This is a genomic window from Erwinia sp. 2186 (genome assembly GCF_057812255.1).
The window spans coordinates 4,240,483-4,260,869 of the sequence record NZ_CM173824.1 but is presented as its reverse complement, the minus strand read 5'-3'; the positions used below and the strand labels follow the sequence as shown (position 1 = coordinate 4,260,869).

Below are 20,387 nucleotides of genomic sequence, written 5' to 3'. Positions count from 1 at the left end.
TTGTTATGTATGACCTGATTATTCGCCGTGCACGCCTTGCCGATGGCAGCGTGACGGATATCGCCCTGCAGGACGGCAAAATCGCCGCGCTGGGGGAGGTGACGGGCACGGCCACTGCCGAGCGCGATCTGGCCGGACGTTACTGGCTGAGCGCAGGCTGGATTGATTCCCACGTTCACTGCTACCCGAAATCCCCGATTTATCATGACGAAGCGGACCGCATTGGCGTTGATACCGGCGTCACCACCGTCGTTGATGCCGGCAGCACCGGCGCTGACGATGTCGACGAATTTTACCGCCTGACCCGCAGCGCCAGTACCCAGGTGTATGCCTTGCTGAACATTGCCCGCACCGGCATTGTGACGCAAAACGAACTGGCCGATATGACCCAGATTGATAAGGTTGGCGTGCGCGATGCGGTGCAGCGTTTACCGGCCTTCATCATCGGTATTAAGGCGCGTATGAGCAGCAGCGTGGTCGGTGCCAACGGCATCAAGCCCTTGCTCCGCGCCAAAGAGATCCAGCATGAGATTGGCGATCTGCCGCTGATGGTGCACATCGGCAACAATCCGCCCGATCTGGATGAAATCGCCGATCTGCTGACCCATGGCGACATCATCACCCACTGCTACAACGGCAAGCCAAACCGCATCCTGACCCCGGCCGGCGAGCTGCGTGCGTCGGTCAGCCGCGCCATCCAACGCGGCGTGCGTCTGGATGTCGGTCACGGCAGCGCCAGCTTCAGCTTTGACGTGGCACGCGTGGCGATTGCACGGGGCATTTTGCCGCACAGCATCAGCTCCGATATCTATTGCCGCAACCGCCTGAACGGCCCGGTGTATACCCTGGCCCACGTGATGTCCAAATTCTTTAACGTCGGCATGACCCTGCCGCAGATTATCGACTGTGTGACCGTTAACGCGGCGGAAGGCCTGCGTCTGCACAGTAAAGGGCGGCTGGAAGTGGGAAGGGATGCCGACCTGACTATTTTTGACGTCAAAGAGGAAACTTGCCTGTTTACGGACTCCGAAGGGCAGTCAGTTTCGGGTGAGAAGCAGCTGGTACCACTGGCCGCCGTGGTTGGCGGTCAGTGGTTCATTACCGACGAAGGGAAAAAGAATCATGTCTTCGATTTATGAAAAATACGGCTTAAAGCAGGTCATTAACGCCTCTGGCCGCATGACTATCCTCGGGGTGTCTACGCCCAGTGCCGACGTGGTTGAGACGGTCAACTATGGCCTGAATCACTATTTCGAAATGAAAGACCTGGTGAACAAAACCGGGGCTTACATTGCCAACCTGCTCGGCTGTGAAGATGCCGTGGTGGTCTCCTGCGCCTCTGCCGGGATCGCGCAGTCCGTGGCGGCAGTGATCGTGAAAGACGACGACTGGCTGCTGGAAAACCTGCACGCCATGCCGCTGATTGTGCCGCACGACATCGTGGTGCCGAAGGGCCATAACGTCAATTTCGGTGCGCCGGTAGGCACCATGGTGGCGATGGGCGGTGGACGCCTGGTGGAGGCTGGCTGGGCGAACGAATGCTCCGCCGATCAGCTTTCTGCGGCGATCACGCCACAGACCGCGGCCATTATGTATATCAAGTCTCACCACTGCGTGCAGAAGAGCCATCTCAGCGTTGAGCAGGCAGCCGTCGTCGCCCGTAAACACGGGGTTCCGCTGATTGTGGATGCCGCCGCCGAAGAAGATTTGCAGTGCTACTACCAGTACGGTGCCGATCTGGTGATTTACAGCGGTGCGAAAGCGATTGAAGGGCCAACCAGCGGGCTGGTGATGGGCCGTAAGCAGTACGTTGAGTGGGTTAAACGCCAGTCGATGGGGATCGGCCGCGCGATGAAGGTCGGCAAAGAGGGCATTCTTGGCCTGACCCAGGCGATTGAAAACTATCTGGTTAACGAGAAAGTCTCGGGTGCGCAGATGGTGGAAAAAATGACGCCGTTTATCAACAGCCTGAACTCGCTGAATGGCATCACTTCGCGCGTGGTCTGGGATGCGGCGGGCCGTGATATCGCCCGTACCGAAATTCATTTCGATGAGGCGGTGATTGGCCACACCACCGGCGAGCTGGTGCAGGCGCTGAAAACCGGCGTCATCGCCATCTACTTCCGCGGCTATAAGGCCAACGAAGGCATCGTCGAAGTGGATGTGCGCAGCGTCTCGCCAGAGCAGCTCAACACCATCTATCTGTGCATTAAAGCCCTATTAGCAGGAGAGAAATAAGCATGACGCTGACCCCGAAATTTTATAAAGACCGCGTATGTCTGAACGTGCTGGCCGGTTCGAAAGAGAATGCCCGTGAGATCTGGCAGGCGGCGGAAGGCCATGTGCTGGTGGGCGTACTGTCCAAAAACTACGACAGCGTGGCCAGCGCGGTGAGCGATATGCGTGAGTACGCGGCGCTGATCGATAACGCGCTGTCGGTGGGGCTGGGTGCCGGCGATCCGAACCAGTCGGCGATGGTCAGTGCCATCTCCGCTGAGATCCAGCCGCAGCACGTGAATCAGGTGTTCACCGGTGCTGCCACCAGCCGCGCCTTGCTGGGACAGGATCAGACCGTGGTCAACGCGCTGATCTCGCCCACCGGCAAGGTCGGCTTGGTCAAAATCTCCACCGGCCCGCTGAGTTCCAAAGCCGCCGATGCGATTGTCCCGGTAGAAACCGCCATCGCGCTGCTGAAAGATATGGGTGCCAGCTCGGTAAAATACTTCCCGATGGGCGGTCTGAAATCGATCGACGAATTCAAGGCGGTTGCTAAAGCCTGTGCAGAACAGGACTTCTGGCTGGAGCCGACCGGCGGCATCGATCTGGAGAACTACGAAGCGATCCTGCAGATCGCGCTGGATGCCGGCGTGCCGAAGATCATTCCGCATATTTACAGCTCAATCATCGATAAAGAGAGCGGTAATACCCGTCCGGCCGATGTCAGCACGCTGCTGGCGATGACCAAAAAGTTGGTCGGTTAAGTGCTCACGGCGGGCGTTCTGCCCGCCGCTTCTGTAGTCCCCTGACATTTCTTTGCGAGGAACACCATGCGTAACTGGTCTTTGATCTCTGCCGTGTCTGTCGCGTTGATGGCGACGGTTCCCCTGGTGGCACAGGCGCAGTTTGCCTGGGTCGGCACCTATAATCCCAATGGTGAAGGCCTTTACCGCTTCCAGGTTAACCCGGCCGACGGCGCGCTGAGTGGCAAAACGCTGGTCAGCCAGCTGGCTAATCCGGCACAGCTGACGGCGGATGCCAAAGGCAAGACGCTGTATGTTGCCAGCGAGAGCGAGAAGGGCGTGGTAGTGGCGTATGCCATTGCCGCAGATGGCAGTCTGAGCAAGCTGAATGAAGTCAGTACCCACGGTGCAGGACCGGTTTATCTGTCGCTGACGCCGGACGGTAAATTCCTGCTGGTCGCCAACTATGTCAGCGGCAGCAAAGCGGTGCTGCCGGTGCTGGCCGATGGTCGCCTGGCGGAGGCCAGCGACACGCAGCAGGATCAGGGACCGGCAGGCGCCGCCAAACCGGCAGCCGCCGTTGAGGGCAGCTTTGCGGTCAGCGATCATAACGGCCCGCATGCGCATATGATCGCCACCGATCTGAGCGGTAAGTTTGTCTTCTCCACCGATCTGGGGCTGGATCGTATCTATCAGTACCGACTCAGTGCCGATGGCAAGCTGCAGCCGAATACGCCGGCCTGGATCCTGGCTTCGTCAGCCGGTGCCGGCCCCCGCCACTTTGTCTTCCATCCCGACGGTCATTCGGTTTATTTGATCAACGAAGAAGCCTCGACGCTGACTCACTATCTGCTGAACCGCAAAACGGGTACGCTTAGCGAAGCGGCGACCGTCCCGGCGCTGCCTGCGGGCTACAAGGGCACCAGCTTTGCCGCTGGCCTTGTGATCGATAAGGCCGGGAAAAACCTATATGTCGCCAATCGCCTGCATAACAGCATTGGGCATTTCGCCATCGAGGCCAACGGCACGCTGACGCAGAAGGACGATGTCTGGACGCGCGGCGATTACACGCGCACCTTGACGCTGTCACCAGATGGTAAGACTCTGTATGCCATGAATCAGCGCAGCGATAACATCACCCGTTTCAAGGTGGATCCCGCGAATGGCGCCCTGTCGTTTACCAACGACTACACCGCGGTTGGGGCTCCGTCTCAACTGGTGTTAACGCCGTAATTATTCAGGGGCCGACGCTGTTCGGCCCTCTGCTTCGCCCCGCAATCACAGGATAAAGAGTGAGATTCCCAAACCAACGCCTTGCCCAACTGTTCGATCTGCTTCAAAACGAGACGTTGCCTCAGGATGAACTGGCGCGACGTTTTGACGTTTCCACCCGCACCGTCCGCACCGATATCACCACCCTGAATGAGCTGCTGGCCGATCACGGCGTCCGTCTGGTGTTAAACCGGGGCGAGGGCTATCAGCTGAAAGTGGATGATGAGGCGCTTTACCGCCAGCTGCAGGATCAGTCACCGTCACATCTCCGCGTGCCGCGCACCTCCGCCGCCCGCGTACACTATCTGTTAACCCGTTTTCTCACTTCAGCTTTTTCCCTGAAGCTGGAAGATCTGGCTGATGAGTGGTTTGTCAGCCGCGCCACGCTACAAAGTGATATGGCTGAAGTGAGAGAGTGGCTGGGGCGTTACCAGCTGGCGATTGAAACCAAGCCGCGTTACGGCATGAAGCTGTTTGGCAGCGAAGTGGCGATGCGCACCTGCCTGACCGATCTGCTGTATAAAATCGCCCAGGAAGACAGCGAAGATCCGCTGTTGAATCTGGAAGCGCTGAACAGCGGCATGTTAGGCACGCTTCAGCCGTTGCTGCATCAGTGCTTCAGCCGCTTCCATATCCGCATGACCGATGACAGCGAGTTCTATCTGCGGCTGTATTGCGCGGTTGCGGTCAGGCGCATCAGCGAAGGCTATCCGCTGTCTGACTTCAGCGCGGAAGACGTCGATGAAGACGTGCGCGATGCGGCGCGGCATATCATCAACCTGATGCGGCCAATCACCGGCAAGGCGATCTCGCCGTCGGAAGAGGCCTACCTGCGGGTGAATATCGCGGCACGGCGCGTCGAGGAGATTGCGCCCAGCGCCATCAGCCCGGATGACGGTGAGGCGCTGGTGGATTACATCCTCAGCTACATCAACAGCCACTACAATTTCAACCTGCAGAACGATCCCCAACTCCGCGCTGACCTGCTGACGCATATCAAAACCATGATCACCCGCGTTCGCTATCAGATAAATATTCCCAATCCGCTGTTGGCCAATATCAAACAGCATTACCCGATGGCGTATGACGTCACGCTGGCTGCGGTCTCCAGCTGGGGCAAGTACACGCCTTATGTGATCAGCGAAAACGAGATTGGCTTCCTGGTGCTGCATATCGGCGTCGGTCTGGAGCGGCATTACAACGTCGGCTATCAGCGGCATCCGCAGATCCTGCTGGTTTGCGACACCGGCAATTCGACGGTGCGGATGATCCAGGCGATGCTGACGCGGAAATATCCACAAATCGTCCTCAGTCATATCGTCTCGCTGCGGGAGTACGAGCAGAAGCAGAGCATCGAGGAAGATTTTGTCATTTCTACCGCGCGGCTGAGCGAGAAGGATAAGCCGGTGGTGGTGATGTCGCCGTTCCCGACGGAATACCAGCTGGAGCAGATTGGTAAGCTGGTGCTGGTGGATCGCACCCGGCCCTATATGCTGGAAAAATACTTCGATGCCAGCCACTTCCGCATCATCGACCAGCCGATGACCCAGGCCGAACTGTTCCAGACCCTGTGCCAGCAGTTGGAGCAGGAAGGGGTGGTCGACAGCGATTTCTGGCCGTCGGTGGAAGAGCGTGAAGCGATCGTCAGCACCATGCTGGGCGAGGGCATCGCGCTGCCGCACTCCCTTGGCCTGCTGGCGAAGAAAACCGTGGTGTACACCGTGCTGGCCCCACAGGGCATTGCCTGGGGAGAAGAGACCGCCCACGTCATTTTCCTGCTGGCGATCAGCAAAACGGAATACGAAGAGGCGATGGCGATCTACGATCTGTTCGTCACTTTTATGCGCGAAAGGGCGATGACCCGGCTGCGGGACAGTGGCGATTTTGCCAGTTTTAAAGCGGTGGCGATGGACTGTTTAAGTCGGTTGTAGCGGCAAGGAAGACAGGAATAAAGTCCGCCCGTGCAAAGGGTTGCACGGGCGGTTAGCGCTTACTTCAGAATAGTAAAGGCGGTGGTGACGTGCTTCACGCCGCTAACCCGGCTGGCAATATCAGCCGCGCTTTTCGCTTCAGTGTCGGTCACCAGCCCCAGCAGGAACACTTCGCCGTTCTCGGTGGTCACCTTCACATTGGACGATTTCACCTGGTCGCTGGACAGCAACTGCGAGCGCACCTTGGTGGTGATCCAGGTATCCGAAGAGGCGGTGCCGAAGCTGGCTTTGTCGCCGGTACGGATTTCGTTATACACCTCATTCGCGCCGTCGACACCCATGGTGATCTGCTTCGCACGGCTGGCGATATCCGCCGTTGGCGACTGGCCGGTCAGCAGCACTTTGCCCTGATAGGCCGTGGCGACGATATGGGCGTCATTTTTAATCTGCTGGTCTTTGCCAAGCGCATTGCTGACGCGCAGCTCGAGCGTGCTGTCGTCTACCTGAGTCCCAACGGTACGTGGGTCAGTGGCGGATTTGGTCGCTACCGCTGCACTGCCAATCACCGCAGCCACACAGCCCTGTAACATCAGCGCGGTCAGTACTACGGCCAGAGTTGGTAATACCTTCATTTAAGCTCCTTTAAACGTCCTGGTGGGGAAACAAGGTGTTATCGATTAAATCGCACAGGCAATTCACGGTTAACATGTGCATTTCCTGAATCCTCGCGCTTCGGTGCGAGGGGATGCGAATTTCCACATCCTGTGGTCCCAGTAAACCGGCGAGCTCGCCGCCGTCATAACCGGTAAGCGCGATGATGGTCATGTCGCGCGTTACCGCTGCTTCTACGGCCTTCACAATATCACGGCTGTTGCCGCGGGTTGAGATGGCCAGCAGAATGTCGCCCGCCTGGCCCAACGCCCGGACCTGTTTGGCGTAAATCTCTTCGTGCAGACGATCGTTACCGATGGCCGTCAGCAGCACGTTATCCGCACTCAGCGCGATCGCCGGCAGGCTTGGCCGCTCCGTTTCATAACGGTTGATCATGCTGGCGGCAAAATGCTGGGCATTGGCGCTTGAGGTTCCATTGCCACAGCTCAGAATTTTGTTGCCGTTCAACAGCGACTGAACCATGGTCATCGCTGCATTGGAGATGGCATCCGGAAGCGCTTCTGCCGCAGCAATCTGCGTCTGAATACTTTCGGTAAAACATACTTTTATTCTTTCCAGCACTTCATTCACCTGGTCAGTCGTTGGTGGAGTGTCTACTCCGCCGAAAAGGCATTGGGTAACCAGTCAACCTGGGTGCCGGTTATCGCAATCACATCAAAACGGCAGTCTGCGCTATCCAGGCTGCTGTTGCGTCCCCGAAGCCACACCGCTGCGGCGCGCAGCAGCTTACGCTGCTTGCTGCGGGTCACGCTGGCGGCGGCGCCACCAAACGCATCGCTACGACGATACCGCACCTCGACAAACACCCACGTCAGCCGGTCGCGCATAATCAGGTCAATTTCCCCGACGCGATAGCGGACGTTGGCCGCCACAAAGGTTAACCCTGCGTGCTCCAGCAGGCGGCGGGCCTTAAGCTCATAGCCCGCCCCCGTTTGCTGGCGACTCAGTTTGCCGGAACGATTTGCCCCTGGCGATACTGGTTCCATGTCAACTTCCTGTTGATAACACAGTCCTGAGTTGCGCTCAGGTTGCCGGTTTCCCCTTTCACCTGGAAGCCTGGCAGCTGGCGCATTTCGTTAAAGTGGTTTGCCAGTGTCCAGGCATCCACGCCCATGGCATACAAACGAACCAACGAGTAATCGTTGTTGAAGTTTTTAGCGGCCTGCTGCAACAGGGCCGGGTTTGAACCGGACAGCAGCGGCGCATCGCTGAACTGCAGACCTTCCATCTCCAGACGGTAGTCCGGGCCGGAACCGGCCTGGAAGCTGCGGGAGCTGGCATACATCTGCACCATGCTGCGGCTGCTGACGCGCATAGAGATCATCGGTTTGATCAGCGCCATTTCCCCTTCGGTGGCCACAATGTAGACCGCGTCGACGCTGCCGCCATTGCCCGACGTTGCCGCCACTGGCTCGGGCTGCGTCGGTGCCGGAATGGTCAGCCCGGCAATGGTCACACCCTGCGGCTGAGCCGGTTCGGTGGTAATTGGCGTGCCGGTCAGTTGCAGGCCCGCACCGCTGTTGATGCCCTGCTTCAGCTCACCGGTCGAGCCAAACTGCTGTTGCAGCACGGTGCTGCCGCCCAGCTTCTGCCATTCGGTGGCGAACGCCTTGCTGACGCGGTCACCCAGCGAGCTGCGTGGCACCATCAGCAGTGGCGAGCGCTTGCCTTGATCCCACATATGATGAGCGGCATCACGGGCTTCGTCTTCAGGAGAAAGCGCAAAGTAGCAAAGATTCGGATGGTTCTGTACCGTCTCCGGCTCGTTCAGCGCAAGGATATTCAGCGGGGTTTGCAGTGAAGAGAGCTTCTCGACGTTGCTTTTGATCAACGGGCCGACCACCAGCGTGGCGCCATCTTTCTGTGCCTGCGCCAGCACCTGGTCAATCGGCTGGGTACTGGTGTCATACACCTGTACCTGGGATGAGCTGGACGGTGGCGCGGTTTGCGCGACGTTGCCGGACTGAGCAGCAGGCTGTGCCTGAGCGGCATTAGCGTCTGGCGTCGCACTGGCGTTCTGATTAGCTTCCACTGGCGCTGCGGATGGGCTGACCGCCGCGGCGGGATCGGCTGGATTGGCCGCCGCCGCCGGCTGTGCGCTGCCATCGGCGGTTGGTGTGCTGGCCGCGGCAGGTGCCGGGGCGGCCGCCTGGGTCAGCACGCCGTTTTTCGCGTCGTTAAAGCCTTTCTGAATGGCGTTGGCAAAGATCTGCGCCTGACCGCTTAATGGCAGCAGCAGGGCAATTTTACCGGTGGTCGACTGCTGGAAGTTCTGCACCTGGCTCAATGCCGTTGGCAGCATTTTCGCCGCCGGGTTAACCGGGTAGCGGGTCTGCCAGTCCTTCAGACCGGCTTTCAGCATGTCGGGATCGTTGCTGTTGGCTTTATACACGCTCAGCAAATCGAGCCAGCCTTGCAGCGTATTCTCGTCAGCGTTGATCACCATGTTGCTGACCTGAGCAGGCGACATCTGCACCAGCGTCTGCCAGGTGGCATCAATGTTCTTCTGTTTGTCGGCCGGATTGGTCAACAACGGCTCTTGCGCGATGTATGCACGCAGCACGTCCAGCGAAGGACGACCCTGGTTCGCGGCAATCTGCAGCTGGTAGTAACGGGCCTGCTGCTCTTTCGATAACGCGCTAACATCAACCTGTTTTAACAGGCCCGCCGCGCCATTCACGTCCTGCTGAGTCAGCTTAACCTGCGCCTGTAACAGCAGCGCTTCCTGACGTTGGGTATCGTTTAACGTCTGCGGCAGACTGGAAAGCTGGTCGTTGGCCTGAGGGAACTTCCCTTCGTTGAGCAGCGCTTTGATTGCGAGTAATTGCCAGTCAACCTTGTTATCATCTGAACTTTGCTGCATTTGCTGCAGATAATAGTCAGAGGTGCCTGTAGCTGCGCCTTGCACATTCGCCTCTGGCGTTTGCGGACCCTGGCTTGAACACCCCGCAAAGAACAGGGCGGCCAGTAGAACAGGCATGCAGCGTCCTGCTTTGTTATGAATGACTTTCGAAGGAAGCATACTGTATCCAGTGATGTTTTTTTCAAGATGCTCAATATTAAATCGGCAATTCGGATCACACAATGAAACAACGCGATGATATTTCTGCCAGCACGCTCTATATCGTTCCAACCCCGATCGGTAATCTGGGCGATATCACCCAGCGTGCGCTGACGGTGCTTGCGGGCGTCGATCTGATCGCAGCGGAAGATACACGTCATACCGGACTGTTGCTACAACATTTCGCCATCAATGCGCGCCTGTTCGCATTGCACGATCATAACGAACAGTACAAAGCCGAAACGTTGATTGCCAGGCTGCAGGAAGGCCAAAGCATCGCCTTAGTTTCCGATGCCGGCACGCCGTTAATCAACGATCCTGGCTACCATCTGGTGCGTCGTTGCCGTGAAGCCGGTATCCGCGTCGTTCCACTGCCTGGCGCCTGCGCCGCGATCACAGCATTAAGCGCAGCGGGGTTACCGTCCGATCGATTCTGTTACGAAGGATTTCTACCGGCCAAAAGCAAAGGACGTTGCGATACGCTTCGCGAGCTGGAACAGGAACCGCGCACGCTGATCTTTTACGAGTCCACCCACCGTCTGCTGGAGAGTCTACAGGATATGGTGACGGTTTGGGGACCGGATCGCTATGTTGTGCTGGCCCGCGAGATCACTAAAACCTGGGAAAGCATTCAGGGCGCGCCGGTGGGCGAGCTGCTGGCCTGGGTTCTGGAAGATGAAAACCGCCGTAAAGGCGAGATGGTATTGATTGTCGAAGGTTTCCACGCCGAAGAAGACGCGCTGCCGCCGGAAGCACTGCGCACCCTGGCGCTGTTGCAGAAGGAGCTTCCGCTGAAAAAAGCCGCGCAGTTAACCGCCGAAATCCACGCTGTGAAAAAAAATGCGCTGTATAAATACGCTCTGGAGCAGCAAGAGGGGTGACAAATCGCGCGGGATCCCCTATTATCCGCGCCGAAGCTGACCAGGCAGTCGCCGCTTTGTTGCCGTCCTCCTTCGGGGGAGACAGACAGAGGGGAGGAAAGTCCGGGCTCCATAGGGCAGGGTGCCAGGTAACGCCTGGGGGGCGCAAGCCCACGACCAGTGCAACAGAGAGCAAACCGCCGATGGCCCCCCCAATAGATTTCAGGTTGCAGCAAGGCAGCAATCGCTTGAGTCCTCAGGAGCTTAGGTAACTAAGTGACTGGGGTGAAAGCGAGAAGCTAACGCAGCAGCGGCCTGAAAGATGCAGGGGATGTGGGATCAGGTAAGGGTGAAAGGGTGCGGTAAGAGCGCACCGCGCGGCTGGTAACAGTTCGTGGCACGGTAAACTCCACCCGGAGCAAGGCCAAATAGGGGTTCACCAGGTACGGCCCGTACTGAACCCGGGTAGGCTGCTTGAGCCAGTGAGCGATTGCTGGCCTAGATGAATGACTGTCCACGACAGAACCCGGCTTAACGGTCAGCTTCAACTCATTCAAATAAAAACCCCGCTTCGGCGGGGTTTTTTGCTTTGTGGCCGATGAATGACTGTCCACGACGCTTTTTATGAAAAGAAAGCGGCTTAACGGTCAGCTTCAACTCATTCAAATAAAAACCCCGCTTCGGCGGGGTTTTTGCTTTGTGGCCGATGAATGACTGTCCACGACGCTTTTTATGAAAAGAAAGCGGCTTAAGGAGGAAGTCAGTTTTGAGTAAACACTAAACCCCAGGTTTAGTGTTTACTCAACCTCAGGTTTAGTGTTTACTCAACCTCAGGTTGAATGCGCTTAGGCAACCCTATAGAATAAGCGTACTGCAAGAGCATTCGCAGGGGGCGTCAACCAGTAATTGGCCTTCTGTGCCGGGCAGTCAGATGACTGGTCATCTGCCGGGTAGTTACGACGTCAGTCGGTTTCTGAACCCTGTGTGCTAAGGAAATGCTGCGGCTACCAACACATTCCTCTAAAGGCGCTTTTAGCGCCTTTTTTATTTAAGTGTGCCAATCAATACCCCGTGTGCTCTCCGGCTTGTGTACGCCGCCACCACAACATAAATCCACCCTGAATCAGTCTCAGGTGCCTCTCTGGGTTCAAGTATCACAATACCTAATGATGACTTCAAAACTGTCGGCCTGTGTTTCCCACCAGGATGATTAAACTCACAATAAATTGCTGAACCGGGCCGGATGATATCCCGTACAAAACGCACCACATCGTCAACGGTGGTATAGCCTAATCGGGTCAGTTCAGTTTGATGCTCAGCCCATATGTGACGAACGCCAAACCCTCTGTTGGGGCCGGTATGCCTGCCAGCACGCAGGAAAATCTCACCGGCAGGAATAACATCACCCTGCGTATTAATTTCGGGAATCCTACCATAACATTCAAGCCCGTCAGGATGGGCTATCGCGCTGTTGGGAGACCCGACAACGCCAAATTCATTAAGAGGCATTTGATGATCCCTATCAAAACCAAGGCAAGCATATTATCAGCAGATGATCCCGGAGTGAAATGGCAGGCAGGTTCCTGATTTAACCCCCAGCTTCAACTATCATGGTGGGTACACTGGCAGCAGATTTTAATAAGGACATGGTTATGCTCAACAAAGACACCCAACTCTGTATTTCCCTTTCCGCCCGGCCCAGCAACATCGGTACCCGCTTTCATAACTACCTGTATCAAAAGCTTGATCTGGATTTCATCTACAAAGCGTTCTCCACCCAGGATATTGAACATGCGGTGAAAGGCGTTCAGGCGTTGGGGATCCGTGGCTGTTCAGTCTCCATGCCGTTTAAAGAGAGCTGTATTCCCTTCCTCGACACGCTGTCCGACTCGGTCAAAGCCATTGATTCGGTCAACACCATCGTCAATGACAATGGGCATCTGACGGCTTACAACACCGACTATATTGCGGTGAAAACGCTGATTGAGAAGAACTTCCCGGACAGCAACCAGACGGTGGTTATTCAGGGCAGCGGCGGCATGGCGAAAGCGGTGGTGGCAGCGTTCCGCGACAGTGGCTTTAGCCAGGTGACGGTGCTGGCGCGCAATGAAGAGAAAGGCGCCGCGCTGGCCAACAAATATGGCTTCCGCTGGAGCAAAACGCCTACCGGCGAGCAAGCCGATATCCTGGTCAACGTCACGCCGGTTGGCATGAGCGGTGGTGCAGAACAGGATCAGCTGGCATTCAGCAAAGAAGAGGTGCAGGCCGCTACTTTTGTCTTTGACGTGGTGGCCTTCCCGGCAGAAACGCCGCTGATCGTGCTGGCCCGGGAATATGGCAAAACTGTGGTGACGGGTGCGGAAGTGATCGCCCTGCAGGCGCTGGAACAATTCGCCCTGTATACCGGCGTGCGTCCCGATGAAGCTTTGATGCTGGAAGCGTCGGCCTTCTCACGTTCCTGAGCCCTGCGCTCAGCACCGCTGCCTGAACCTTTCCGTCAGCAAAGGGTCTTTTCTGGTAAGCTTGAGCGATTATCGCCGCAAAAATTGAAGGATCTGAGGAGAACAGCATGAACAGTGGACCGCTAAACGAAGAAGAGCTGGAGTGGCTGGATGAGGCGCTGATGAATCACGGCAGTGAGAATTCCGTGCTGGATATCTCCGAACTGGACGGCATGTTTACCGCCATCCTGTCAGGCCCGACTAAACTGCCTTCTTCAGTCTGGTTAACCGCGCTGTGGGGCGGCGAACAGCAGATCCCTCTGTGGCCGAGCGATGTGGATGAAAACCGCTTCAACGACCTGATCTTCCAGCATCTGAATGACACGGCTGAACGACTTGCGACCGCGCCAGACCAGTTTGAACCGCTGTTTGGCTTCAGCACCATCGATGATGAAGATTACGAAGTGGTCGAAGACTGGTGCTTTGGCTATCTGCGCGGCGTGGCGCTGGATGACTGGTCTGGCTTACCGGACAGCCTGCAACCTTCGCTCGATGCGATTGCGGTCCACGGCGATGAAGAGCAGTTCGCGAAGCTTGAAAAGATGACGCCGGATGAATATGTGCTGGCGCAGCAGGCGATCCGCCCGGCGGCGCTCAAGCTGTATGAGTACTGGACCGCGAAGCGTGAGCCTGAGTAACGCTTCACGATGATGCCAGAAACAGAAAACCCCGCTTCGGCGGGGTTTTGCGTTTAAGGACTTTCCCTGATGCCGGCTTAATTAAACAGGCAAATCAATTACCAGCGCGCGCAGCGGCGTCTCGGCCATCAGCGTTACGCTCACTTCTTCACGAATAAATGCGCCATCTCCGCAGACCAACGCTTCTTTTGCCTGAGTTCCGGTCACCGCATTCAGGCCACCGTGAATCGACTGCAAATAGGCGCGCGGCCCATGAAGTTTAATGGTCTGCGTCTCGCCAGGTTCAAGCACCACATGATGCACCCAAACCTGCTGACGGAGCTGCAGGCTGTTTTCCGCGCCATCCGGCGACGCCAGCAGCGTATAACGGGCGTTTTCTGGCATCTTCACGCGCTGTACCGCGGCGTTCTCACGCTCCGGACAGGCATCCAGCCAGAGCTGCATACGCGTCAGTTCCTGCTCTTTACTGACGTTAAATTCGCTGTAACTGATGCCGGGTTGCGTCGAAAGCAGCAGCGCTTCGCCCTGTTGTGCGAATGCGTGGTTGCCCTCGCTGTCGCGATACTCTGCCTCGCCCTGCAAAATCAGATTCAGTACGTCGACCTTTGGATAGGTTCTCGGTTGGAAGGAAGCCCCTGGTGCCAGCACTTCCTGATTGAGCACGCGTAACGACGCGTAGCCCAGTAATTTGGGGTCAAAATAGTGGCCAAAGGAAAAGGTATAGCGGGCTTGTAACCAGCCATAATCAGCCTTGCCACACTCTTGCGCGGTGCGACTGGTAATCATAAATCCTCCCCGGTCGATGTGATTTACCCGACCGTTTATTCTGCATCTATAGTAAGTTTCTGGACGCCGGATTGTTAGCCAGTTAATCTGCTCGGTATATTCAAAATTCCTGACAGAGAACCGCAATGGCTAAAGACCGCGCCCTGACGCTGGAAGCGCTGAGAGTGATGGATGCTATCGATCGCCGGGGCAGTTTTGCTGCCGCAGCGGACGAACTGGGTCGGGTGCCTTCCGCGCTCAGCTACACCATGCAGAAGCTGGAAGAGGAGCTGGACGTGGTGCTGTTTGACCGTTCCGGCCACCGCACCAAGTTTACTAACGTCGGCCGGATGCTGTTAGAGCGTGGCCGGGTGCTGTTGGAAGCGGCAGATAAGCTGACAACCGATGCCGAAGCGCTGGCGCGCGGCTGGGAAACGCACCTGACCATCGTCACCGAAGCGCTGATCCCCAGCGAATACCTGTTCCCACTGATCGGCAAGCTGGCCGATAAAGCCAATACCCAGATTTCGCTGGTGACGGAAGTGCTGGCCGGTGCCTGGGAACGTCTGGAGCAGGGCAGAGCGGACATCGTAATTGCGCCGGACCTGCATTTTCGCGCCTCGTCGGAGATCAACACCCGCAAGCTGTACAGCATGATGAGCGTGATTGTCGCCAGCCCGGATCATCCGATTCATGACGAGCCGGAACCGCTGTCCGAAGTGACCCGCGTGAAATACCGTGGCATCGCGGTGGCGGATACCGCGCGCGAGCGTCCGGTGCTCACCGTACAGCTGCTGGATAAACAACAACGGCTGACGGTCAGCACCATCGAAGACAAACACCGTGCCCTGCTGGCCGGACTGGGCGTGGCGTCGATGCCGTATCCGATGGTGGAAAAGGATATCGCCGAAGGACGCCTGCGGGTGGTCAGCCCGGAATACACCCGCGAAATTGACATTATCATGGCGTGGCGGCGTGACAGCATGGGCGAAGCGAAGGCCTGGTGCCTGCGCGAAATCCCGAAACTGATGGCCAAACGCCAGAGTTAACCGGCGGCATCATCCCACTGCGTTCCGCGCAAAAAAAACGGCCCCTCACTGAGGTGGCCGTTTTTATTTCTGCAGGCGACGACTAGCGGAAGCGCAGGTCACGGCCGTGCGGCTCGTCCCAGTTAAAGGCGGGTCCGATCGAGATCACCCCGGACGGGTTAATCGTTTTGTGGCTGCAATAGTAGTGATGGCGGATATGCGCCAGATCGACGGTTTCGGCCAGGCCCGGCATCTGATAAATCTCCCGCAGGAAACCGTTCAGGTTCAGGTAGTCACTGATGCGGTGCTTATCGCATTTAAAATGTGTGACATACACCGGATCGAAGCGCACCAGCGTGGTCCACAGACGCAGATCGGCTTCGGTCAGACGATCACCGGTCAGATAACGATGTTGCCCCAGCATCTGCTCCAGACGATCCAGCGAGCTGAACAGGGCGGTGACCGCCTCATCGTAGGCCGGTTGCGAGGTGGCAAAGCCCGACTTGTAGACGCCGTTGTTCACCGTGTCGTACACCCAGCTGTTCACGTCATCAATTTTTTCGCGCAGATCGGCAGGATAATAATCCCCGGCCCGCGCGCCCACCGCATCAAACGCACTGTTTAACATGCGCAGGATATCGGCGGATTCATTGCTGACGATGGTGTTTTGCTGCTTGTCCCACAGCACCGGCACGGTGACGCGGCCGGTGTAGGCATTATCGGCATGCAGATAGAGCTGATACAGGTACTCGTTCTGATACAGGCTGTCGCCGGTGGCCGCCGGGAAATCGTCGTCGAAGGTCCAGCCGTTTTCCAGCATCAGCGGATGCACCACGGAGACGGAAATCATCGATTCCAGCCCTTTCAACGCGCGCATAATCAGCGTGCGGTGCGCCCAGGGGCAGGCAAGAGAAACGTACAGATGATAACGGTCTGCCTCAGCACGGAAGCCGCCTTGGCCGGTCGGGCCCGCTTCACCCTCGGCGGTGACCCAGTTACGGAAGGCCGATTCAGAGCGTTTAAAACGGCCGCCGGTGGATTTGGTGTCATACCAGTTATCGTGCCAGACACCGTCAATCAGTTGTCCCATATTTCCTCCAGTCCCTAAGTGAGAAAGCAACAAAGCCCTTAGTTCTCGCGTTGCCGGGGCGTTAGCTGCCTTCCTGCAAATCGAAATCTAAGGGCTATCAGCATCGTCGTCGCTTTGATGCTACTGAGTATAGCGGGTGTTTCTTACCACTTTTTATTCAGCAGGCGATCCAGGCTGATTGCGCCAGGGCCAGTGATGAACAACAGCAGGTAGCCACCGGCGATGCTCAGGTTTTTCATAAAGTTGATCGAGTTACCTTCTACCGAGAAATCGATGTGGAACACCATCGCGGTGATCAGGGTGAAAATAACGGTCACGATAGCGGTAAAGCGCGTCAGGAAACCGAACAGGATGGCCAGACCGCCGCCAAACTCAAGCAGGATGGTCAGTGGCAGCAAGAAGCCAGGGACGCCCATGTGCTCCATATACTGCTGGGTACCGGCATAACCGGTGATTTTGCCCCAGCCCGCCACGATGAACAGCACAGGCATCAAAATACGCGCAACCAAAAAGCCGATATCTTCTAATTTTTTCATGATTCACCCTAACAAGTTTTATCTGGCAGGAAACATTCCCCACCGCATTAAGTTCAGGCCTGAAGCGTCTTAAGCGCTTAGTACCGTTCGTTGCAGGAGATAATATTCGCGAATCGGAATCATTGTAAGCGAGATAAACTGTCGATGTTTATCAGGAAAATTGAACAGGAAGGGTAGGGCCAGAAATAACTGAGGGTGGTGAGACGGCGGGCAAAAGAAAAGCCCCAGTCAGCGAGGGCTGAAGGGGCTAGCGACGAGGGAGATAGTTGCGGACCATCCGCCAGGTGCTCCACACGCCGATGCCGCGTTTGGCCCAGCGTGAGAGGCGACGCGGATTACGCACCGACCAGATTGCCATCAGGCCGCTGCCGACGGCGACATAGCGACGCAGACCAATCAGCGTCAGCCAGCCGTGATCGTAGCGGGCTGTGCTTTCCAGAAAGCGCTTCTTACCGGCACTCAGGTCAAGCCGCTGCTGCTGGATCTGGCCTAGCAGCTCGGCTTTACGTGCATCACGCTCGCGGCTCATCAGTCATCCTCCAACAGCTGGCGGTCAGACTTCAGTTCTTTACGCGTGGCGCTCAGTAAGGTGGAACGACGTGATTTTGCCAGGGTCCACAGACCGAAGATCAACGCCAGGGCAAACAGCACTGCGGTGGTTATGCCGATCGCCATCAGACGATACTGCGCATCCACAGCCCAGATGATTAACACCATCAGGCTCATCAAGCCAAAAGCGGTAAAGAGCATGGTAAGGCCAATCATCAACAGCATCTGTATCAGATTGGCCTTCTCTTCCTCAAGCTCAACCACTGCCAGCCGCACGCGCGTTTCCACAATCCCCACCAGGGTGGTGACAATGCGCTGTCCAATGTTAATGACCCCTTTGCCGGGGCCGTGGCTTTGCTGAGAATCTGCCATTATTAACGACGCGTCAGCAAGACACCCAGTACCACACCAATGGCGGCACCGATACCTACGCTGGTCCATGGATTTTCACGCACATAGACATCAGCGTGGTCAGCCACTTCGCGAGAGGTTTTGGCAATACGATCGCCAGAGTCACCCAGACGGGCGCGCGTGTCTTTCAATGCGCTCTGTGCTTTGCTGCGCAGTTTATCCAGCTCATTCTTTGATTTCTCGCCGGTGTTGCTCAGCACTTCTTCCAGCGTATCGGCCAGGTTTTTCAGTTCAGCGCGCAGATGTTCAGATGTAGTATCTTTTGACATAACAAACTCCATTGATGTTCAGTAATTAGAGCCCGGCTCAGTAAGGGGCGGCCTGGACTTCTTTCAGTTCATGTTTTGCTTCTGCCAGTTTTTCTTCACGCTTAGCGATTTTTTTACTGTCATCGCCATCCGCTTTTTCCTTTTCCAGCTCTTTCTGACGCTCAACCACCTGCTGCTTGTGGGCAGCAATTTTTTCCTGATGCTGAGCCTTCAGCTTTTCGTCGGTACAGCCCGCTTTCGCTTCCGTTAATGCACGCTCCAGACCGGTCACACGACGTTGGTTGTCATGCTTTTTCGCCAGTTCAATTTCATGCTGGATCCCCTGTTCTTTCTGCATGCACAACGAATCTGCCGCATGGGCAAACGTGGTCAGCGAGAACAGAGCGAGTCCAAGGAGAGTGCGGGTTTTCATGCTAATCGTTACCTTCCGTTGTGTTGGGCCGCAGGACGTCCCGTTAATCCTGTAAACAGTCTTCGGGGATACTGGCATAGTAAGCATAGACAGAAATCCCAAAAAGCTCAAAAAGAGAGAAGATTCTTAGGGATAGCGCCGGAAAGCCGGATAAAAATCAACCAACGGACTGTTTGCGCAGGCTCAGGCGATTCATTAACTGCGAAGAACCCGACGGATCCATCTGGCCAATATCAAAGCCATACGGCAGCAACTGATGCAGCACTTTTTCCGCCGCCATGCTCTGTTCTTCGGTGTCGAAACGGATTACCAGCGAGTCGTTATCCGGGGTAATACTTTTGATGCGGATCCCTTCCGCATTCAGGCGCTGATAGACATAAAACCCGTCCGGCAGCGTGGTGCCCTGACGGGAGGCGCGAATTTGCAGCGCGGTATCGTTGCGAAACAGGGTCGGGATAAAAGCCACCAGCATCAATGCCGAGAAGCACACGACCAGCACGCAGAGTACCCGCGTGGAGAGATAGGGTCTGAGTAGGGCGAGCATTATAAGTTTCCTTTCTCATTGTTCACGCCGCGCTTTTTGCGCCACAGCACGAACAACGAGCCAAACAAACCAAAGACCAGCAGCACCAGCGGCAGCATCATCAGGCAGAACATCATCTGATCTTCGTATTTGCGAAAAATAGGGGTTTTGCCGAGCGCAAAGCCGATAACCGTCAGGATTAATACCCAGAGCAGCGCGCTTACCCAGTTAAAGAACTGGAAACGGGCATTGCTCAGGCCGGAAAGGCCCGCGATGGTCGGCAACAGCGTTCGGACAAAGGCGATAAAACGGCCGACCAGCAGCGCGGAAAGGCCATGCTTATGAAATAACTGGTGGGCGCGAACGTGATACTGGGCGGGCAGGTGCGAAAGCCATTTTTGCACGGTGGGGGTATTGCCCAGCCACTTGCCCTGAATATAACTGCACCAGCAGCCCAGACTGGCCGCAGTGGTAAGAATAAACAGCGTCATCGGGAAGCTCAGCGTGCCTTTGGCAATCAATACGCCAACCAATACCAGCAGGCTGTCACCCGGTAAGAAAGCGGCAGGAAGCAGGCCGTTTTCCAGGAAAAGGATCATAAACAGGACAAAATAGATTGCCCAGACCAACGTAGGGTCTGAAAGGGTTTCGAAATCTTGTTGCCAGAGGGCGTGGATTAGGGCTTTAAAAATATCCATAGGGTATTCCCTTAAGACCGTCTCAAACGGTAAGAAAAGGCGCGTAACTGTAACAAAACACCGGCGAATGAGACAGGAGAAACGTGTCGCCAACGTTGTTTTACAGGGGCAAGCGAGAAGGGAAAAGAAGCTTTACACAGGCTGACATTATAGCACTGTTTCTGCGGCTCGCTGGGGCACTGTGACGCCAAGAAAAATCCGACTTATCGAC

General features: G+C 56.4%; 23 protein-coding genes and 1 other RNA gene. 10 read left to right on the top strand and 14 right to left on the bottom strand.

The features are described 5' to 3' along the window. The first annotated feature begins 5 nt into the window (after window positions 1–5). From ACXKZG_RS19915 to ACXKZG_RS19895, 5 genes are all read left to right on the top strand, one after another. Window positions 6–1,139 (top strand): amidohydrolase/deacetylase family metallohydrolase, encoded by a 1,134-nt coding sequence (locus ACXKZG_RS19915; protein WP_488875341.1) that lies wholly within the window; start codon window positions 6–8, stop codon window positions 1,137–1,139. Then, on the top strand, window positions 1,123–2,238 hold the full coding sequence (locus ACXKZG_RS19910) for a DgaE family pyridoxal phosphate-dependent ammonia lyase (RefSeq protein WP_134823329.1): 1,116 nt from the start codon (window positions 1,123–1,125) through the stop codon (window positions 2,236–2,238). Before ACXKZG_RS19915 ends, ACXKZG_RS19910 begins: the two co-directional genes overlap by 17 nt. A 2-nt stretch (window positions 2,239–2,240) precedes the next feature. After that, entirely contained in the window at window positions 2,241–2,981 is a 741-nt protein-coding gene (dagF, locus tag ACXKZG_RS19905) for a 2-dehydro-3-deoxy-phosphogluconate aldolase (RefSeq protein ID WP_013200528.1), read from the top strand. 66 nt (window positions 2,982–3,047) lie between these two features. Then, the gene (locus ACXKZG_RS19900) at window positions 3,048–4,193 is read left to right on the top strand and encodes a lactonase family protein (protein WP_488875340.1); all 1,146 of its coding nucleotides are present in this window, start codon (window positions 3,048–3,050) and stop codon (window positions 4,191–4,193) included. A gap of 59 nt (window positions 4,194–4,252) precedes the next feature. Further along, complete coding sequence (locus ACXKZG_RS19895; protein ID WP_013200530.1) at window positions 4,253–6,163, top strand: BglG family transcription antiterminator; 1,911 nt, start codon at window positions 4,253–4,255, stop codon at window positions 6,161–6,163. 59 nt (window positions 6,164–6,222) lie between these two features. Here ACXKZG_RS19895 and dolP read toward each other — a convergent pair whose 3' ends face one another. From dolP to ACXKZG_RS19875, 4 genes are read right to left on the bottom strand one after another with little or no spacing between them, the layout of a single operon-like run. Further along, window positions 6,223–6,795 (bottom strand): division/outer membrane stress-associated lipid-binding lipoprotein, encoded by a 573-nt coding sequence (gene dolP, locus ACXKZG_RS19890; RefSeq protein WP_013200531.1) that lies wholly within the window; start codon window positions 6,793–6,795, stop codon window positions 6,223–6,225. Between the two features lie 10 nt (window positions 6,796–6,805). Next, window positions 6,806–7,396, bottom strand: coding sequence for a DnaA initiator-associating protein DiaA (gene diaA / locus ACXKZG_RS19885; protein WP_013200532.1), 591 nt, complete (start codon window positions 7,394–7,396; stop codon window positions 6,806–6,808). A 32-nt stretch (window positions 7,397–7,428) separates the two neighbouring features. Then, window positions 7,429–7,821 carry a YraN family protein gene (locus ACXKZG_RS19880; protein WP_488875339.1) on the bottom strand — a complete coding sequence of 131 codons (393 nt, stop codon included), beginning with the start codon at window positions 7,819–7,821 and terminating at the stop codon, window positions 7,429–7,431. After that, window positions 7,779–9,857 carry a penicillin-binding protein activator gene (locus tag ACXKZG_RS19875; protein WP_488875338.1) on the bottom strand — a complete coding sequence of 693 codons (2,079 nt, stop codon included), beginning with the start codon at window positions 9,855–9,857 and terminating at the stop codon, window positions 7,779–7,781. Before ACXKZG_RS19875 ends, ACXKZG_RS19880 begins: the two co-directional genes overlap by 43 nt. A 62-nt stretch (window positions 9,858–9,919) precedes the next feature. On the opposite strand from ACXKZG_RS19875, the gene rsmI reads away from it, so the two are divergent. Then, window positions 9,920–10,777, top strand: a complete 858-nt coding sequence (gene rsmI / locus ACXKZG_RS19870; protein WP_013200535.1) for a 16S rRNA (cytidine(1402)-2'-O)-methyltransferase — start codon at window positions 9,920–9,922, stop codon at window positions 10,775–10,777. A gap of 32 nt (window positions 10,778–10,809) precedes the next feature. Beyond that, window positions 10,810–11,306: RNase P RNA component class A (gene rnpB / locus ACXKZG_RS19865), an RNA gene on the top strand. A 494-nt stretch (window positions 11,307–11,800) separates the two neighbouring features. Here rnpB and ACXKZG_RS19860 read toward each other — a convergent pair. Then, the gene (locus tag ACXKZG_RS19860; protein ID WP_488875337.1) at window positions 11,801–12,265 is read right to left on the bottom strand and encodes a hypothetical protein; all 465 of its coding nucleotides are present in this window, start codon (window positions 12,263–12,265) and stop codon (window positions 11,801–11,803) included. Between the two features lie 143 nt (window positions 12,266–12,408). On the opposite strand from ACXKZG_RS19860, the gene ACXKZG_RS19855 reads away from it, so the two are divergent. Both ACXKZG_RS19855 and ACXKZG_RS19850 read left to right on the top strand, forming a co-directional pair. After that, window positions 12,409–13,218: a shikimate 5-dehydrogenase gene (locus ACXKZG_RS19855; RefSeq protein ID WP_455864220.1), complete on the top strand. Its 810-nt coding sequence runs from the start codon at window positions 12,409–12,411 to the stop codon at window positions 13,216–13,218. Window positions 13,219–13,325: 107 nt separating this feature from the next. Next, window positions 13,326–13,895 carry a UPF0149 family protein gene (locus ACXKZG_RS19850; protein WP_488875336.1) on the top strand — a complete coding sequence of 190 codons (570 nt, stop codon included), beginning with the start codon at window positions 13,326–13,328 and terminating at the stop codon, window positions 13,893–13,895. An 81-nt stretch (window positions 13,896–13,976) separates the two neighbouring features. Here the strand turns inward: ACXKZG_RS19850 and ACXKZG_RS19845 are convergent, their stop codons facing one another. After that, on the bottom strand, window positions 13,977–14,681 hold the full coding sequence (locus ACXKZG_RS19845) for a pirin family protein (RefSeq protein ID WP_013200538.1): 705 nt from the start codon (window positions 14,679–14,681) through the stop codon (window positions 13,977–13,979). Window positions 14,682–14,806: 125 nt separating this feature from the next. Here ACXKZG_RS19845 and ACXKZG_RS19840 point away from each other — a divergent pair, with 125 nt between their 5' ends. Continuing rightward, window positions 14,807–15,709 (top strand): LysR family transcriptional regulator, encoded by a 903-nt coding sequence (locus ACXKZG_RS19840; RefSeq protein WP_013200539.1) that lies wholly within the window; start codon window positions 14,807–14,809, stop codon window positions 15,707–15,709. Window positions 15,710–15,791: 82 nt separating this feature from the next. Here the strand turns inward: ACXKZG_RS19840 and ACXKZG_RS19835 are convergent, their stop codons facing one another. From ACXKZG_RS19835 to ACXKZG_RS19800, 8 genes are all read right to left on the bottom strand, one after another. After that, complete coding sequence (locus ACXKZG_RS19835) at window positions 15,792–16,778, bottom strand: glutathione S-transferase family protein (RefSeq protein WP_488875335.1); 987 nt, start codon at window positions 16,776–16,778, stop codon at window positions 15,792–15,794. 143 nt (window positions 16,779–16,921) lie between these two features. Further along, window positions 16,922–17,314, bottom strand: a complete 393-nt coding sequence (locus tag ACXKZG_RS19830) for a DoxX family protein (protein WP_013200541.1) — start codon at window positions 17,312–17,314, stop codon at window positions 16,922–16,924. A gap of 247 nt (window positions 17,315–17,561) precedes the next feature. Next, complete coding sequence (locus ACXKZG_RS19825) at window positions 17,562–17,843, bottom strand: YqjK-like family protein (RefSeq protein ID WP_013200542.1); 282 nt, start codon at window positions 17,841–17,843, stop codon at window positions 17,562–17,564. After that, a complete protein-coding gene (locus ACXKZG_RS19820; protein ID WP_013200543.1) occupies window positions 17,843–18,235 on the bottom strand; it encodes a phage holin family protein in 393 nt (130 codons plus the stop codon). The genes ACXKZG_RS19825 and ACXKZG_RS19820 overlap by 1 nt, the downstream gene beginning before the upstream one ends. A gap of 2 nt (window positions 18,236–18,237) precedes the next feature. After that, a complete protein-coding gene (locus ACXKZG_RS19815; protein ID WP_013200544.1) occupies window positions 18,238–18,543 on the bottom strand; it encodes an ElaB/YgaM/YqjD family protein in 306 nt (101 codons plus the stop codon). Window positions 18,544–18,580: 37 nt separating this feature from the next. Continuing rightward, window positions 18,581–18,955: a DUF1090 domain-containing protein gene (locus tag ACXKZG_RS19810; protein WP_013200545.1), complete on the bottom strand. Its 375-nt coding sequence runs from the start codon at window positions 18,953–18,955 to the stop codon at window positions 18,581–18,583. Window positions 18,956–19,112: 157 nt separating this feature from the next. Continuing rightward, entirely contained in the window at window positions 19,113–19,499 is a 387-nt protein-coding gene (gene mzrA, locus ACXKZG_RS19805) for an EnvZ/OmpR regulon moderator MzrA (RefSeq protein WP_013200546.1), read from the bottom strand. Beyond that, complete coding sequence (locus tag ACXKZG_RS19800; RefSeq protein WP_013200547.1) at window positions 19,499–20,176, bottom strand: DedA family protein; 678 nt, start codon at window positions 20,174–20,176, stop codon at window positions 19,499–19,501. Before ACXKZG_RS19800 ends, mzrA begins: the two co-directional genes overlap by 1 nt. Between the last annotated feature and the right edge of the window lie 211 nt (window positions 20,177–20,387).